This is a genomic window from Streptomyces sp. NPDC051041, from assembly GCF_044456065.1.
GTDB classification, from domain to species: Bacteria; Actinomycetota; Actinomycetes; order Streptomycetales; family Streptomycetaceae; genus Streptomyces; species Streptomyces glaucus.
Genome location: NZ_JBITFM010000007.1, coordinates 149,846 through 164,460, shown reverse-complemented (window position 1 = coordinate 164,460; position 14,615 = coordinate 149,846). Strand labels below are relative to the sequence as shown.

Genomic DNA, 14,615 nt, shown 5'->3' with positions numbered 1-14,615 from the left:
CGCGGGTCGGGAAGTTCCCGCGGTCGAATCCGGGTGAGTGAGGCGTGTTCGGGGAGGGGGTTCGTCCCTGGGCACGAGGTGTTCGGGAGTCGTCGGGCAGCCGGGGAAAGCCGGGCGGCGCGGGTACGCCGGGCGGCGTGCCACACCCCGGTGGGCCGACGGTACCGGGGAGTTCCCGTGGCCGCTGAGCGCCGGAGACGTACGACGAGACGGTGGGGAGCCGGCTGCCGTGCGACTGCCGCGTCCCCACCAGGAGCGAAAAAAGCCCCGTCGGGGCGGGGTGACCACATGGGTCCCCTGCCCCGACGGGGCTCGGCCGGCCGGGCGGCGGGTTACCGGCGCCCGGCAGAGGCCGGTGCCGTGTGCGGCGCTCTCCGGCTCAGCCGAAGTTGACGTCGCTGCACCACATGTAGGCCTGGTCGAGGTGCGAGGCCTGCCAGATCACGAACAGGACGTGGTGTCCGGTGTAGCCGGAGGTGTTGACGTTGAACCTGATGTCCTGCGCCGGGGCGAAGCGGCCGGTCTGCGTGATGAAGTCGAGGTTGCCCCAGCCCAGGGTCTGGGTCTTGGGGTCGAAGCCCTGCTTGCTCACGTAGACCCTGAAGTAGTCGGCGCCGTGGGACGCCTGGTCGTACAGCTGGACCGTGAAGTTGTTGCTGACGTTGGTCGTCTTCCACGGCCCGGGCTTGTTCAGGCTGGCGTTCCTCGAGAGGTTGTTGCTGCAGAGCGTCCCGTCGGGGGTCCGCGCCTGGAACTGGCCGCCGAGGCCGTCGCGGAGCGCGCTCATCCAGTTCCACATGGTGTCGGGGTTGGCCTGGAAGGCCTGCCAACACATGGGGTCCTGGGTCTGCATGGCCGGGTTCGTGTGGTTGCTGCCCCACGTCTTCCAGCACTGGTACGCGCGGGAGGCGGGGTTGACGATGGTGCCGTGGGCCTGGGCGGGGGCCGACCAGGCCAGTGCGCCGACAATCACGGCGAACACCATGACGAGCGCCTGGAGAGGCCTACGGAGGGCCGACCGGGAACGCCCGGTTAATGAACTCTGTGTACGCATGTGGGGGGGACTCCTTCCAGTTGCGAAGCACCATGGGAGCGCTCCCAACGGTACGACTTCTGAGTGAAATGTCAATGAAACAAACGGAGTTGATTACAGGGGCGGGCGGCGAGCAGGGAACCCGCCGGGAACCGGGAGTCGGAGCCCTTCCCGAAACCGGAGAGCGAGGGTGCGGCCCGGACCGGCGTGCGGGGCGATGCCGGGGGGGACGTCAGCGGTGGGACAGTCCCCGCGCCAAGGGCCCTGTCCACCGCCGCCCGTACCGCCACGCGCACCCGCAACGGGCACTCCCGCCGCTTCGTCCGGAGCGGCCGGGGCCTCGACGCGCTCCTCCCGGCCGATCCGGCACCGGCCGACGCCGCGGCATGGAGCCGGAATCGGCCGCGCGAATCCCGCCACGACGACACCGGGAACATGCCTGACCAGCAGAAACCGACAATCGCGTCCGGAGGGACATCGCCTCCCCATGACGACTCGTCAATTCTGGGTCTTGCAGATCCTCCGGGCCAGCAGGGGAGACTGCCCTCACGACCGTCCGCCCGGTCCCCCGGCAGCACCACGTCAAGCGGATCGACCGTCACCCCATCGAGATGAGGTCTCATGAACCGAAACCGAGCCGTTGTCAGCGCGGTCGCCGTGACCCTGTTCGCCGCCGGCCTCGCCGCCGGACCGGCAGCCGCCGCCACCGCCGAGCCGGAGGCCCGCGTCGGCGCCGACTGGGCGACTCAGTCGATCGTCTTCACCGCCGCCCCAGGACAGACCAACGACCTCCACATATTCACCATGTACACCAGTGACGGGATCCGGCGGATCGGCTTCAGCGACGTGGTCCCGCTCGCACCGGGCGACCACTGCGCGTACTCCAGACCCGAGGACACCACCTCCGTCGTCTGCGAACTGCCCGTCGACGGCCCCCGGCCCGACAGGATCGACGTCTTCCTCGGCGACGGCGACGACGCGATCGCCGCCTTCGACCCCGGGATCGGCACCGTCAGCGGCGGCCCCGGCGACGACGAACTGCACGCCCACACCGCGCGCACGGTGCTGGGCGACGCGGGGAACGACATGGTCATGGGACCCGCGGCCCTGCACGGCGGCGACGGCATGGACCACCTGATGGGTGACAGCGGCAACCAGCGGATGTGGGGCGGCCGGGGCGACGACATGATCGAGGGGTACGGCGGTGACGACATCGTGTACGCCGGCCCGGGCGACGACCACGCCCTGGGCGGGGACGGCCGCGACATCGCCTTCGGCGGCACCGGCGACGACACACTGCACGGCGAGGGCGGCGACGACCTGGTCAGCGGTGGCCCCGGGAAGGACGTCCTCGAAGGCGGCCCGGGCCGCGACGTCGTCCTCCCGTAGGTGCGCCTCCAGGCCCGAGGGCTCCGGCCCGCGACGCGGACAGCGTCGCGGGCGCCGAGCCGCCACCGTCGGCGATCCGCCGCCCGAGCCGCGTCACACCGCGCACGCCGCAAACGGCAGGTCTCCGCGCGGCACGAGGTGACCCGGCGGGGGCCGGGTCCTCCTCGCTTCCCTTCCGTGACCATGTCGGATATGCGCAGGACGCTTCCAGGGTCATGACTGCGGCGACCGCGGCACCGGCCTGGCGAGTCCACGCCGGTGCCGCGCAGGCGGAGGTGCCTTCGACCGGAAGCAGGACCACAAGGAGCACAAGGGCCACAAGGAACACAAGTAGCCCGGAGGCGGCCGCCGAAGGTGATGTCGAGGCGTTCGGGGCGTGCTTCCAGCGGCGTCCCCGGCGCCGGCGCCCTTGCCTGCCGGATCCAGGCCCATGGCCGCGCGGCACCGACCTCGCCGGGTGCGAGCCCCTTGGCAGGCAGCGACCGCACGGTCTCGTCGATCCCGCCGAGGCGGCGCTGGTGCTTCTTGCCGAGCTGCGGCTCGCACCTGCCCGCCAGGCCCCGCGGGACCTGGATCCGCACCGGACCCGCCTGCGTGTTCACGGTCTTCGCGCCGTGCCTGTTGCGGCGGTTCTCCCGGCCGCCCTCGACACGCCCACCACGCTCGTGGCCCAGGAGGGCGGTCGGCTCACCCCCCCCCCCCAAAAAAGCCGCCTCCGGGAACACTTCGTCAACTGCTGCAGCAGCCCCGACCGAAGGACACGCGCGGGTCGGGGCCGGTGTGCGCGGATCGGCATGGCGCGGGGACGAAGCGGGCCGGCCCCCTCGAGATCGCCGCGGAATCGCAGGCCAGGAACCCTTCGTGACCGGTTCGAAGATCGCCACGCACTTCACATGGTGCGCTCCGGAAACAGGTCAGCGCTACTGCCGGGAACCTCGGAGCCAAGAGAAAACAGCAGCTCAGAGGCGCCTTTGGAGCTCGTATGAGGGCCGCCGGGCGTCCGGAGCGTCAAACGAGCGCAACGGCCCTGCGCCGGTTCGCACCGGCGGTCCGGCGCGTCACGACCACCTACGCAGTACCTCCCCGGTACGGAGCCTCACGTCGGTGGAGACTCCGTGCGTTGACTCCAGCTGCCGGTGGGGGGTCGGTGTCGGGCGTAGCGGTTGGTCCCGTGCTCGTGGGGCATGTCGCCGATCGCTGTGGGAAGGGGCTGGTTGTCGAACCGGTCGGCCCTTTCCCAGCCTTCGGCCGGGGTGCCCCCACCGCGGTGGCGAGTTCGCCACGGTTGCGGGATCCGCCACGAGGACGGAGCCCGCAACCGGTTGTTCGCCGGACAGAGGTCAGCCGCTGACCGTGATGTTCGAGCTCCCGCTGCTCTGGTAACCCTCGGTGGCCATGATCATGTAGTACCTGAACTGGCCCAGGTTCATGCCCGCCCGCGCCCAGGCGTCGAAGTGGTTGCCGGTGGTGATGGTGCCGGAGCCACTGGTCACCTTCGACTGCCGGACGCTCCAGTACTGGTCGAAGGTGCGGGTGCCCTCGACGGAGGGGGCGTTGTACCGCGTCGTCTTGTAGATGTCGTACGTGCCGCCGTCGCTGTAGACGGTGCCCCTGTACTCGCCGGTGGGCCGGTAGCTGCCCCAGTTGTCGACGATGTAGTACTCCACCAGCGGGTTCGACGTCCAGCCGTAGAGGCAGCCGTAGCCGTTGCCCGACGGGTTGAAGTAGCCGGTGTAGCGGACCGTCCTGCGCCCGCCGGTGTTCCAGCCCTTGCCGGCGACGAAGTTGCCGCAGTTGGTCCACCGGGTGCTGTAACTGCCGCCGCCGTTGAGCGTCATGGAGACGGAGCCGCCGCCGTCGGTCCAGAACGAGTAGTACATGCCGTCGTAGCCGGTCTGGTTGGTGGTGATGGTGGTGGCGGCGTGGGCGGTGCCGGGCAGCAGCAGTCCGGACGCGGTGGCGAGCGCGACCGTGCCTGCGCCGCCGAGGAAGCCTCGTCGGCTCAAGCCGCTGAAGGGAGCGGGGTTCTGCTGGATCTGGTCCTGCTGCATGCGTCCTCCCGATGAAGGCTGGTGGGGGGCGGTCGGCTTCTGCTGCCCGCGGCCTTGCATGGAACACGGCGGGGGCCGTCCGTCGTCGTGCCGCAACGACCGGCCGCCATCCCCGGTCACATGACGTGAGGGGAACGACGGTCTCCTGTCGTTCGGTGGCCACAGTTTTCGTAGAACGCCATGGCCCTGTCAACACTTTCGACAACCTTTCGGAAACACTCCTGTTACCAGAAGAGGTCCCGGAGGGTGCATCTTTACTGGTCAAGACACTTCTCATGCGATCCGTTGCGCGGGATGGAATGAGACGAGGAAGGGACTTACCGCAAGCATGTGCGCGACGTTCGAAACTTTCGAGCGGGTGTGAACGCGACTGCGGCGGCCCCACCGGGAACGACTGCGCACGAACGGCCCGGCATGGGTCACCGCGTACGACGCGGCCGAATCCGCGACCGTCGCCTACGTCGAGGTGCGGTGCCGCGCCCGGACCCTCGCATCCGTCAGCCCCGCCCTGACGGACCCTCGGCTCCCTCGGCCGCGGGGCGGCGACCGGGACGAGCAGGCGCACCACCCGCCGCCGGCTTCAGCGGATGGGGGGACAGTGCCATCACCTTCCGCTGCGACCTGGCCCACCCCCTCACGGGGATCTCGACGTGTGTTCCACCGCACGGTCCGGCTACGCGGCCCGCACGCCGTCGGCCCCTTCGAAGGACGGCTCGCGGAACGCTTCCCCCGTCCGAAGGTCAGCGCCGGCACCGCCTTCCTCCCCTCCCGCACACGCATGAACCGGCTCCCCGACACAACCGGCCGCGCCACCGCTGAGTGCTTTTCGCGGACAAGGCAGCCGGCCCGACCGCGTGAGCCCGGGGCACACGGCGGACAAACACCTTCGCCCTGTCCACCCACGGGCAGGGCGAAGGCACATTCATGCGGCGACGGTGGGTGGAGCTTCCATACGCTCCCAGGCGCCGAGCACGGACTTGTGGGCGTCGGGCTGCAAGTGGGCGTAGCGCTGGGTGGTCTGGAAGCTCTCGTGGCCGAGGAGGTGCTGGACCTCATGGAGCGAGACGCCCTTCTGCACGAGCCATGAGGCGCAGATGTGCCTCATGGAGTGCGGCGGGCAGTGCGGGACGGGCTGTTGTTCACCGTCGTCGTCGAAGCAGGAGGCGCTGTCGATGGCCGGCCACCAGGTCCGCTGCGTAAGCGGGCGGCCCGGCTGTCGGTCTTCTCCGGGAGGGTGCGGCGGATTCCCCGCCGTCGCAGGTACTCGCGAAGGGGGCCGTTGCCGTAGGCCTTGTCGGCCGCGAGGCTGTCCGGCTTCTGCGTGGTCGTCCGGGGCCAGATCCGGGCACCCGGACCTTCTCCAGAACCGGCATGAACCGGGTGCAGTCCGCCCGCTGCCCTGGAGTGACGATCAGGGACAGCGGACGGCAGCGGCCGTCCGCGCTCAGGTGGGGCTTGCCGGCGAACCCACCCCGCGAGCGGTCCAGGCCCTCACCTCCAGCACCGCCCCCACCAGGCGGGCGACGAGGCTCTGCCACGGCGTCCCGGCCTGGTGTCCCATCTCTTCGGCCCCCTTTGGTCCCGGAGCCGGCGGCGGGCCGGTGCGGGCGCCGGCTGCATGCTGGTGCGCGCTGACAATGGCGGAGTCGACCGAGCTGTCCCAGTCGACCTCGCCTACGGCGTCGGCCGCGGCCTGGACCTGCTGGAGTAGACGTTCACAGGTTTCGTCGGCCGACCACAGGCGGTGGCGTTCGTAGACGGTCTTCCACGGCCCGAAACGTTCGGGCAGGTCACACCACCGCATCCCGGTCCGCACCCGGCGCAGAATCCCGTCGATCACCTGTCGGTGGTTCCGCCACCGGCCACACCGCCCGTTGCTGACCGGCAGGAACGGCCGCAGCCGTTCCCACTCGGCACCCGTCGGATCGCCCCGGCCCATGCCCACCTCAACGACCTGGACGCGGAGCGGTCACATGATCGGCCGGACAAGTCCTGGCAGGCCATTCGCACAGGTAGGCAGCCGTCAACTCATCGAGGCAGGTCACCGCCTTCACTGGTGTCTTCCTCGACATCCGTTCTGCAGGACCCGGCGACTCCGCTTTGAACGTCACCAGCCCTCGGCGTTACATCGTCACTCGCCGCCTCGACGCCGCCTGACCTGCCCAACGTGCATCTGACAGCCCATCAGGACAAACGTCGAATGAGCGTCACAAGCGTCATTTCAACGTCGGGATCTCGCCCGCAACGCCCGCACCGCACATAATGCGCACACACAAAACCACAGCTCAGGAGCCCTTCGCGACCGGTTCGAGGATCGCCACGCACTCCACGTGGTGCGTCATCGGAAAGATGTCCCGGCAGGATGGATCCCGCATAACTCCAGGTCAGGAGCCGTTTTCTACTCCGCCGAAGGGCCCTTCGTGCGCACGGGGCGTCAAGCGGGCGCACGCCCAAGGGCCACGTCCTGGTCGGTCGTTGCCGGGATCTCAGAACCCCTGCCGGTACGGCCGGCCGCTCGGTCTCCACGGCCTAGCGGCCAGACCGCCCGGTGAGTGAAGCGGTCAGTTGCCGGGGTTCTTCTTCGAGCGCCGAGGGGCGGCGGCCTGGGTGGGGCGAGCGCCGTCCTCGGTCTGCTGGGCGTACACGGCGTTCGTCACGAGCTCGCGCGCGTATGCGGCGTCCAGTCGGCCAGGGCGGAAGAGGATGCGGTACATGATCGGCGCCACGACACGGTCGATCAGCAGTTCCGTCCCGGGCACCGGCTCCCCCCGCTGCACCGCACGGGCCAGCATGACGTCGATCTGCTCCGCGGCATACGCCGAACACTGACCGGCATTGGTCCCGTCGGGGTCGCCGAGCAGGGCGTCCCGGATGTAGGCGCGCCCGGGCGGCGAGGCCATCTCGTCGACGAACTGTTCCGCCCACGCCTCGAGATCGGCCCGCAGGCTTCCGAGATCGGCCGGATCCGTTTCCGGGCGCAGTCGTTCGACGGCCACGTCTGACAGGAGCTCCTGCAGGTCGCCCCAACGACGGTAGATCGTGGAGGGGGTCACGCCCGCCCGAGTGGCCACCATCGGGACCGTGAGCGCGTCGCGGCCCACCTCCTCCACGAGTTCACGTACCGCCGCATGGACGGACTCCTGTACGCGTGCGCTGCGCCCGCCGGGGCGGACCATGGGCCTGGGACTCATGCGATCCACCTTAATGCGATTTTGTTGCTTCTAGGCGGCGGCCGGCACCGGCGACCCGCGGGGCTGCGCATCCGGGCGCCCGAGCACGGCGGACGCCCCTGCAGCGACGCGACCGCATGCCGGCCGAAACGTCCGCCTTCCCTCAGGCAGCGAGGGGAGCAAGCCGCCCCGCGCCGGCCACCGACTCCTCGTAGACCCGGCCCACACGGAGCACCGTCGCGTCGTGGAAGGGGCGCGCCATCAGCTGCATACCGATCGGCAGTCCGGCGCGGTCGTGACCGACCGGCAGGGTGAGGGCCGGGACGCCGGTGATGTTGGCTGGGGCACAGAGGCGGACGTAGCTGTCCGACACGGCCTCGGTCGTGCCATCGGCCCACTCGACGGCTTCCTGCCCCGCCTCGGCGGCGGTCATCGGCACCGTCGGCGCGGCGAGGACGTCGATTCCGTCGAACATGCGAGCCCAGGCGTCCCGCATCATGGTGCGGGCCCGCTGGGCGCGGAGGTAGTCGCCCGCAGAGGTGAGCTCGCCGGCCTCCAGCAGGATGCGAACGTCCGCCGCGTACAGGTCGGGGGTGGCCCGCAGCGACCGCTCGTGGTAGGCGGTGGCCTCGGGAACCATCAGCCCCCACTGGACGGCCTGGATGTAACGCGCCATCGGGATCTCGACGTCGACGAGCTCCGCCCCCAGCTCCGCCAGCCGCTCGATCGCGCCACGTACGGACTCCTCGACCTCGGGCGCGACCCGGTCGAAGTAGTGGTTCCGCGGTACGCCGACCCTCAGTCCTCGCAGGTCGTCTCCCGGGAAGCGGTCCGGCATCGGGCCGGACACGCTCGCCGGGTCGCGCGGGTCGTGGCCGGCGGTCGCCGACAGCACCAGCGCGGCGTCCTGGACGGTGCGGGTGAGAGGGCCCACGTGGTCCAGGGACCAGGACAGCGAGGTCACGCCTGTGCGTGGGACCAGGCCGTAGGTCGGCTTGAGGCCCACCACGCCGTTCAGGGCCGCGGGGACCCGGATGGAACCGCCCGTGTCCGTGCCCATGGCGAACGTCGCCCCGCCGGCGGCGACAGCCACCGCCGAGCCGCCGCTCGACCCGCCCGCGACCCGGCTGTGGTCCCAGGCGTTCTTCGTCTGCGGAGTGGTCAGGCCGTAGGCGAACTCGTGCGTGTGCGTCTTGCCCAGGAGGACGGCCCCGGCGGCGCCGAGCCGTTCGGCCACCCGGCTGTCGCGTTCCGCCACGTGCCCTGCCCGGACGTGCGAGCTCGCCGTGGTGGGTATCCCCTCCGCGTCGATCAGATCCTTGAGCGCCATGGGGATCCCGTGCAGCGGCCCGCGCGGTCCGCTTCCGGAGATCTCCCGTTCGGCGCGGACCGCTGCGGCCAGGGCCGCGTCGGCGGCGACGGTGACGTAGGCGCCCAGCCGTCCCTCGACGGCGGCAATACGGGCGAGCACCGATTCGGTGAGTTCGACGGGGGACAGCTCCCGTGTGCGCACCGCACGGGAGGCTTCGGTCAGCGACAGCTCAAACGGTTGCATCGGCGTCCCCCTGTCCGGCTCGGTAGGAGGACGCGGGAGGGATCTCGCCGAAATCGAGCTCGCGCAACGTGCTGATCACGGAGTGGATGTAGTTGGCCGTCATGGCCACTCCTTCATGTCGGCCGTCCTCGAGGGGGAGTCCCGCCCGCAGCGCCCCTCGGGCTGCCTCTTGGGGGGTGAGTTCGCTGGCCATGGCTTCCTTCCGGATCTGTGCGGCGCGACGGGCCGGGGCTGATGCAGGACCTCCGGCCGCCATAAACGCGAATTATTTGCTTTAGTCGATCGTAGGACCTACGGTGCCTTAAAGCAAACCAATCGCTTTTAGCACGGGAAGGACCCTCATGCAGAGCGTCCCCGCGGGCCCCGCGCCTCCCCGCACCTCCCCATCCGGGCGCCTGCCGTTCGCATTGCACGCCTCGATCCTGATCGCGCTGCTCGCCGCATCCAGCGCGCCGACCCCGCTGTACCCCCACTACCAGGCTCGGTGGCAGTTGTCGTCCCTCGACATCACCGTGGTCTTCAGCGCCTACGCTCTGGCGCTCCTGATCGCGCTGCTGACGACCGGGACCCTTTCCGACCATGTCGGACGCCGCCCCGTGCTCCTGGGCGCGCTCGCGGTCCAGATCGCCTCCATGGCACTGTTCGCGACGGCCGGCGGCCTGACCACCCTGATCGGCGCCCGCGTGCTGCAGGGCATCGCGACCGGCGCGGCGACCAGCGCGGCAGGTGCGGCTCTCCTCGACCTGGAAGACCCCGCCCGGCCGGGTCGCCCCGCTCTGGCCAACAGCATCGCGCCGGTGACGGGCATGGCGGCCGGCGTCCTGGCAGCCACCCTCATGGTGCGCTTCGCCCCCGTTCCGACGATCACGGTGTACGCGGCCCTGATCGCCGTGTTCGCCGCGCAGGCCATCGCCCTTGTCTCGACGCCCGAGACCGTCCGCCGCCGTCCCGGAGCACTGCGCTCGATGCGGCCCCACCTGGCGCTGCCGTCGGCGGCCGCCCACGCTCTCCTGCTCAACGGCGCCGGCGTCGTCGCCGTCTGGGCACTCGGCGGCTTCTACTCGTCCCTGGGACCGGGCTTCACACGGCTCATCTCCCCCGGCGGACCCGAATACGCCGGCGGCATGGTCTTCTTCACGCTGACGGCCGTCGCCGCCCCGACGGTGTACTTCACGCGCAGGATGCGTGCCGACGTCTCCGCTCTTCTCGGGAGCTGCGCGGTGATCCCGGCGGCCGTCCTGACCCTGGGTGCCCTCCATCTCGCCGGCCCCGTACTTCTCTTCGCCGGGGCGGCGCTGGCCGGGTTCGGCTTCGGAGCCGTCTCCCAGGGTGCGCTGCGCGCGGTCGTCGACTCGGTCCCGGCCCGGGAGAAGGGCGGCACGCTCGCCTCCTCTCACGTACTCAGCTACCTGGCGATGAGTCTGCCCGCCATCGGCGCCGGCGCCCTCACCGCCGGCTTCGGGCTGCGTGCGGCAGCACTGGCCTATGCCGGCTGCGTGGCCGTACTGGCGACCGTCGCAGTCGCGACGCTGACCGCGCCGCTGCGCAGTCGGCGCCGGACACCGTCCCCGGACACCCGCTCCCGCCCGGCGACGAGCAACTGCACATCCGCCTCACCCGACACACCCGCTCCCGACATCTCCGTCCTCGCGACCCGTAACAAGTAAGGAAAGTCGCTGTGTCCACCTCATCGCAAACGACCGAGTCCCCTACTCCCCCCGCCTCTTCCTGGACGGTGGGCAGCCACACCGTACGACGCATCGACGAAGTGGTCCTGCCCGCCCAGACCGGTCCGTGGCTGCTGCCCGGGGCAACCACCGACCTCGTGAGCCGGACTCCCTGGCTGAACCCCGAATTCGCCGACGAACAAGGCGTCCTGCGCCTGGCGAGCCACAGCTTCGCCGTCGAGGTGGACGGCATGCGGGTGCTGGTGGACACCGGCATCGGAAACGGGAAGCAGCGCGCCAACCCCGCCTGGCACAACCTGAACAGCGACTACGAAGCACGGCTACGGGCGGTGAGCTTCGCGCCGGAGAGCGTGGACCTCGTGGTCCTGACCCACCTCCACGCCGACCACGTGGGGTGGAACACGCGTGCCGAGGGCGACGCCTGGGTGCCCACCTTCCCGAACGCGCGCTATCTCACCTCACGCACCGAGTGGGACTACTGGGCGGGTGTCGACATGGAGGAGGCGCGTCGGCAGATGTTCCGGGACTCGGTCCATCCCGTCCGGGAAGCAGGTCTGCTCGACCTCATCGATGTCGCGGACGAGGGCACGGACGTCGCGCCGGGCATCCGTCTGCTGCCCACCCCCGGCCACACCCCGGGGCAGGTAGCGGTGGAACTGAGCAGCCGTGGCGAGACCGCGTTGGTCACCGGCGACAGCATCCACCACCCGGTCCAGATGGCGCATCCGGAGCTCTGCAGCTGTGTGGACGTCGCTCCCGAACTCGCGGCCAGGACCCGGAACCAGATGCTCGGCTCACTGGCCGGTACGTCAACTCTCCTGCTCGGGAGCCACTTCCCGCCGCCGACCGCCGGACACGTGCTGCGCGAGGACGGCGGGTACCGACTGGTCCCGGCTCCCTCAGCAATAACGCCCATCGGCGGCTGAAGCGGATCGGAGCACCCGGGACGTGCCGCGCACCGAGTCCGTGCGGGTGACGTCCTGGGCGTCCGCGACCGGACGGCCCGGGAGCGGCTGTGGGACTCCTCCGGCATGCGCTCCGTCGTCACCGACGGAGCCGGACGACGTCATGACCGATCACCGGCTTGCGCCCTTTGCGTAAGCCGGCTGTCGGCTGTCCCTCGTGGGCGGCGGTCACGCCGACGCGTCGCGAACGAGGGCAACCTGCCGGCCCCACTCGCCCATCGCCGGCCGAGCAACGCGGCTCTGCTTCAGTCTCACGAATCGAGCGTCATCCGAGCGTCAACAATGATGAATGCACGTCGCCGACATCATTCGTACGACCCCCGCCACACCTTGTAACCGCAGGTCAGATGAGTTTGAACAAGCAGTGGGTCTGCCCGGCCCGCCGTACGGAGGAAAACAGGCCGAGCGACCCACCTGGGCCGCGCAACCGCAGGTCAGACGTCCTTTGCAGCAGGCCCAAGGATCGCCCCGCGCTCCACGTGATGCGTCATCGAAAACAGGTCACAGGGTATGTGGACGGAAGAAGCTGCAGGTCACATGGCCTTTTCATGCCTTGGGCACGGGCTGCGAGGCGGCCTGAGCGTCATGACTGACGGGCTCTGTCTCCTCCTCCGGCCGGTACACCAGGCTGTGTGTGCTTCTGATCCCCGTGGCCGTCATGTTGCTGCTCGGGCGGCAGGCCGGCTGTGGAGGGGCCGCGGGACGCCCGGCGCAGTGCTCCCGCCATGGGGCCGCCCCGGGCGCGTCCGGGCGGAACCCGGGCGCTGTTCGCAGGGGCCGGCCCGATGGGCCGGTGATGAGGCTGGACATCGGCAACGACTCGTCACCGGGTTTCACCCCGTGCACATCGGCGTCCGGCCCCGGACACCTGCCGGGCTCCGGCTCAGGCGTCGATGATGACGGGGATGATCAGGGGCTTGCGGCGGTAGGTGCGGAACGCCCAGTTCGCCACCGCGCGGGCGATGAGTTGTTCGAGCTGACGCGCGTCCCCGACGCCTTCCTCGGCCGCGGTGGCCAGGGTTTTCTCGATCACGGGGACGACCGGCTCGAAGGTGGTGTCGTCGTGCACGAAGCCCCGGGCCAGGAAGTCGGGGGCCTCGGCGAGGGCGCCGGTGTCCGCGTCGACGATCGCCACCACCGTGACGACGCCTTCCTCTGCGAGGGTGAGGCGGTCCTTCAGGGACGCTTCGGTGGCGCCGCCGACTTCCATGCCGTCCACGTAGACGTTGCCGGCGGGGACCTTGCCGGTGATGGACGCGCGCCCGTCGACGAGGTCGACGACGACGCCGTCCTCGGCGATGACGACCCGGTCGGGGTCGACGCCGGTACGGATGGCGAGGTCGGCGTTGGCCCGTAGGTGACGGAACTCGCCGTGGACGGGCATGACGTTGCGCGGCTTGACGATGTTGTAGCAGTAGACGAGTTCGCCGGCGCTGGCGTGCCCGGAGACGTGCACCTTGGCGTTGCCCTTGTGGACCACATGGGCGCCCCACCGGGTCAGTCCGTTGATCACCCGGTAGATGGCGTTCTCGTTGCCGGGGATGAGGGAGCTGGCGAGCAGGACGGTGTCACCCTTGCCGATGCGGATCATGTGATCGCGGTTGGCCATCCTCGACAGCGCCGCCATCGGTTCGCCCTGGGAGCCGGTGCACACCAGGGTGACCTTGTGGTCGGGGAGCTTCTCCAGCTCCTTCGTGCTCACGACCAGACCGGACGGGACCTTCAGATAGCCCAGGTCACGGGCGATGCCCATGTTGCGGACCATCGACCGGCCGACGAAGGCGACCTTGCGACCGTGCTGGTGGGCGGCGTCCAGGACCTGCTGGATGCGGTGCACGTGGCTGGCGAAGCTGGAGACGATGACCCGGCGTGGAGCGGTCCGCATCACCTGCTCGATCGCCGGGTTCAGCTCACGCTCGGAGGTCGTGAAGCCGGGTACTTCGGCGTTGGTGGAGTCGGTGAGGAACAGGTCCACGCCCTCCTCGCCGAGACGGGCGAAGGCGCGCAGATCGGTGATGCGGTCGTCGAGAGGGAACTGGTCCATCTTGAAGTCGCCGGTGTGCAGCACCATCCCGGCGCCGGTGCGGATCGCGACCGCGAGGCTGTCCGGGATGGAGTGGTTGACCGCCACGAACTCGCAGTCGAAGGGCCCGAAGCCGCGCCGGTCGCCCTCCCGCACCCGCACCGTGCGCGGCCGGATCCCGTGTTCCTTGAGCTTGGCCTCCAGGAACGCCAGCGTCAGCTTGGAGCCGACGACGGGAATGTCGGACCGCTCGCGCAGCAGGTACGGCACACCGCCGATGTGGTCCTCGTGGCCATGGGTGAGGACCACGGCCACGATGTCGTCCAGCCGGTCCCGGATCGAGGTGAAGTCCGGCAGGATCACATCGACGCCGGGCTGGGTCTCCTCGGGGAACAGCACGCCGCAGTCGACGATGAGCAGCTTGCCCGCGTGCTCGAAGACGGTCATGTTGCGGCCGATCTCACCGAGGCCCCCCAGGGCGATGACCCGCAGCCCTCCTTCGGGCAGGGGCGGGGCGGCTTTCAGCTCGGGGTGCGGATGACTCATACCCTGACGGTACCCGCAGAGTGGGACGGGATGATCCATCGCCTGCGTGGATCTCTTCTTCCCGACGGAGCGGGACACCGGCAGCGGCTGCTCCGGGACGATCGGATGACGCCGGCGGCCGGGAGGGGCAGGGCGGTGCCGCCTTCGATGGGTGAGCTGTGCGCCCGGTGGTGCCGACGAGGATCTCGTGCCTCT

Annotated in this window: 11 protein-coding genes and 1 pseudogene; 3 read left to right on the top strand and 9 right to left on the bottom strand. The window is 70.1% G+C overall.

Going from position 1 to position 14,615, the window contains the following annotated elements; genetic code table 11:
• Positions 1-379 precede the first annotated feature (379 nt).
• Positions 380-985, bottom strand: a complete 606-nt coding sequence (locus ACIBAI_RS14815) for a lytic polysaccharide monooxygenase (RefSeq protein ID WP_399034192.1) — start codon at positions 983-985, stop codon at positions 380-382.
• A 669-nt stretch (positions 986-1,654) separates the two neighbouring features.
• Here ACIBAI_RS14815 and ACIBAI_RS14810 point away from each other — a divergent pair.
• Entirely contained in the window at positions 1,655-2,422 is a 768-nt protein-coding gene (locus tag ACIBAI_RS14810; RefSeq protein ID WP_399034190.1) for a calcium-binding protein, read from the top strand.
• 458 nt (positions 2,423-2,880) lie between these two features.
• On the opposite strand, the pseudogene ACIBAI_RS14805 reads toward ACIBAI_RS14810, so the two are convergent.
• From ACIBAI_RS14805 to ACIBAI_RS14775, 7 genes and pseudogenes are all read right to left on the bottom strand, one after another.
• Positions 2,881-3,147 (bottom strand): annotated as a pseudogene (locus tag ACIBAI_RS14805) (transposase); the annotation flags it as partial.
• A 615-nt stretch (positions 3,148-3,762) separates the two neighbouring features.
• Positions 3,763-4,473: a glycoside hydrolase family 11 protein gene (locus ACIBAI_RS14800; protein ID WP_004982418.1), complete on the bottom strand. Its 711-nt coding sequence runs from the start codon at positions 4,471-4,473 to the stop codon at positions 3,763-3,765.
• Positions 4,474-5,395: 922 nt separating this feature from the next.
• Entirely contained in the window at positions 5,396-5,812 is a 417-nt protein-coding gene (locus ACIBAI_RS14795; RefSeq protein ID WP_399034423.1) for a tyrosine-type recombinase/integrase, read from the bottom strand.
• A gap of 105 nt (positions 5,813-5,917) precedes the next feature.
• A complete protein-coding gene (locus ACIBAI_RS14790) occupies positions 5,918-6,412 on the bottom strand; it encodes an IS5 family transposase (RefSeq protein WP_399034188.1) in 495 nt (164 codons plus the stop codon).
• Positions 6,413-7,034: 622 nt separating this feature from the next.
• On the bottom strand, positions 7,035-7,664 hold the full coding sequence (locus ACIBAI_RS14785; protein ID WP_399034187.1) for a TetR/AcrR family transcriptional regulator: 630 nt from the start codon (positions 7,662-7,664) through the stop codon (positions 7,035-7,037).
• A 142-nt stretch (positions 7,665-7,806) separates the two neighbouring features.
• Entirely contained in the window at positions 7,807-9,198 is a 1,392-nt protein-coding gene (locus tag ACIBAI_RS14780) for an amidase (RefSeq protein ID WP_399034185.1), read from the bottom strand.
• Positions 9,185-9,391 (bottom strand): hypothetical protein, encoded by a 207-nt coding sequence (locus ACIBAI_RS14775; RefSeq protein WP_399034183.1) that lies wholly within the window; start codon positions 9,389-9,391, stop codon positions 9,185-9,187. The genes ACIBAI_RS14780 and ACIBAI_RS14775 overlap by 14 nt, the downstream gene beginning before the upstream one ends.
• Before the next feature lie 148 nt (positions 9,392-9,539).
• Between ACIBAI_RS14775 and ACIBAI_RS14770 the strand changes: the two genes are divergently transcribed.
• The gene (locus ACIBAI_RS14770) at positions 9,540-10,865 is read left to right on the top strand and encodes an MFS transporter (RefSeq protein WP_399034182.1); all 1,326 of its coding nucleotides are present in this window, start codon (positions 9,540-9,542) and stop codon (positions 10,863-10,865) included.
• Between the two features lie 11 nt (positions 10,866-10,876).
• Positions 10,877-11,812: an MBL fold metallo-hydrolase gene (locus ACIBAI_RS14765; RefSeq protein WP_399034181.1), complete on the top strand. Its 936-nt coding sequence runs from the start codon at positions 10,877-10,879 to the stop codon at positions 11,810-11,812.
• 922 nt (positions 11,813-12,734) lie between these two features.
• On the opposite strand, the gene ACIBAI_RS14760 is transcribed toward ACIBAI_RS14765, so the two are convergent.
• On the bottom strand, positions 12,735-14,420 hold the full coding sequence (locus ACIBAI_RS14760; RefSeq protein WP_399034179.1) for a ribonuclease J: 1,686 nt from the start codon (positions 14,418-14,420) through the stop codon (positions 12,735-12,737).
• Positions 14,421-14,615 lie beyond the last annotated feature (195 nt).

Coding starts and splice junctions, on each gene's coding strand:
- ACIBAI_RS14810 (WP_399034190.1), top strand. CDS start 1,655: ATGAACCGAAACCGAGCCGTTGTCAGCGCGGTCGCCGTGACCCTGTTC.
- ACIBAI_RS14785 (WP_399034187.1), bottom strand. CDS start 7,664: ATGAGTCCCAGGCCCATGGTCCGCCCCGGCGGGCGCAGCGCACGCGTA.
- ACIBAI_RS14760 (WP_399034179.1), bottom strand. CDS start 14,420: ATGAGTCATCCGCACCCCGAGCTGAAAGCCGCCCCGCCCCTGCCCGAA.
- ACIBAI_RS14780 (WP_399034185.1), bottom strand. CDS start 9,198: ATGCAACCGTTTGAGCTGTCGCTGACCGAAGCCTCCCGTGCGGTGCGC.
- ACIBAI_RS14800 (WP_004982418.1), bottom strand. CDS start 4,473: ATGCAGCAGGACCAGATCCAGCAGAACCCCGCTCCCTTCAGCGGCTTG.
- ACIBAI_RS14775 (WP_399034183.1), bottom strand. CDS start 9,391: ATGGCCAGCGAACTCACCCCCCAAGAGGCAGCCCGAGGGGCGCTGCGG.
- ACIBAI_RS14790 (WP_399034188.1), bottom strand. CDS start 6,412: ATGGGCCGGGGCGATCCGACGGGTGCCGAGTGGGAACGGCTGCGGCCG.
- ACIBAI_RS14815 (WP_399034192.1), bottom strand. CDS start 985: ATGGTGTTCGCCGTGATTGTCGGCGCACTGGCCTGGTCGGCCCCCGCC.
- ACIBAI_RS14770 (WP_399034182.1), top strand. CDS start 9,540: ATGCAGAGCGTCCCCGCGGGCCCCGCGCCTCCCCGCACCTCCCCATCC.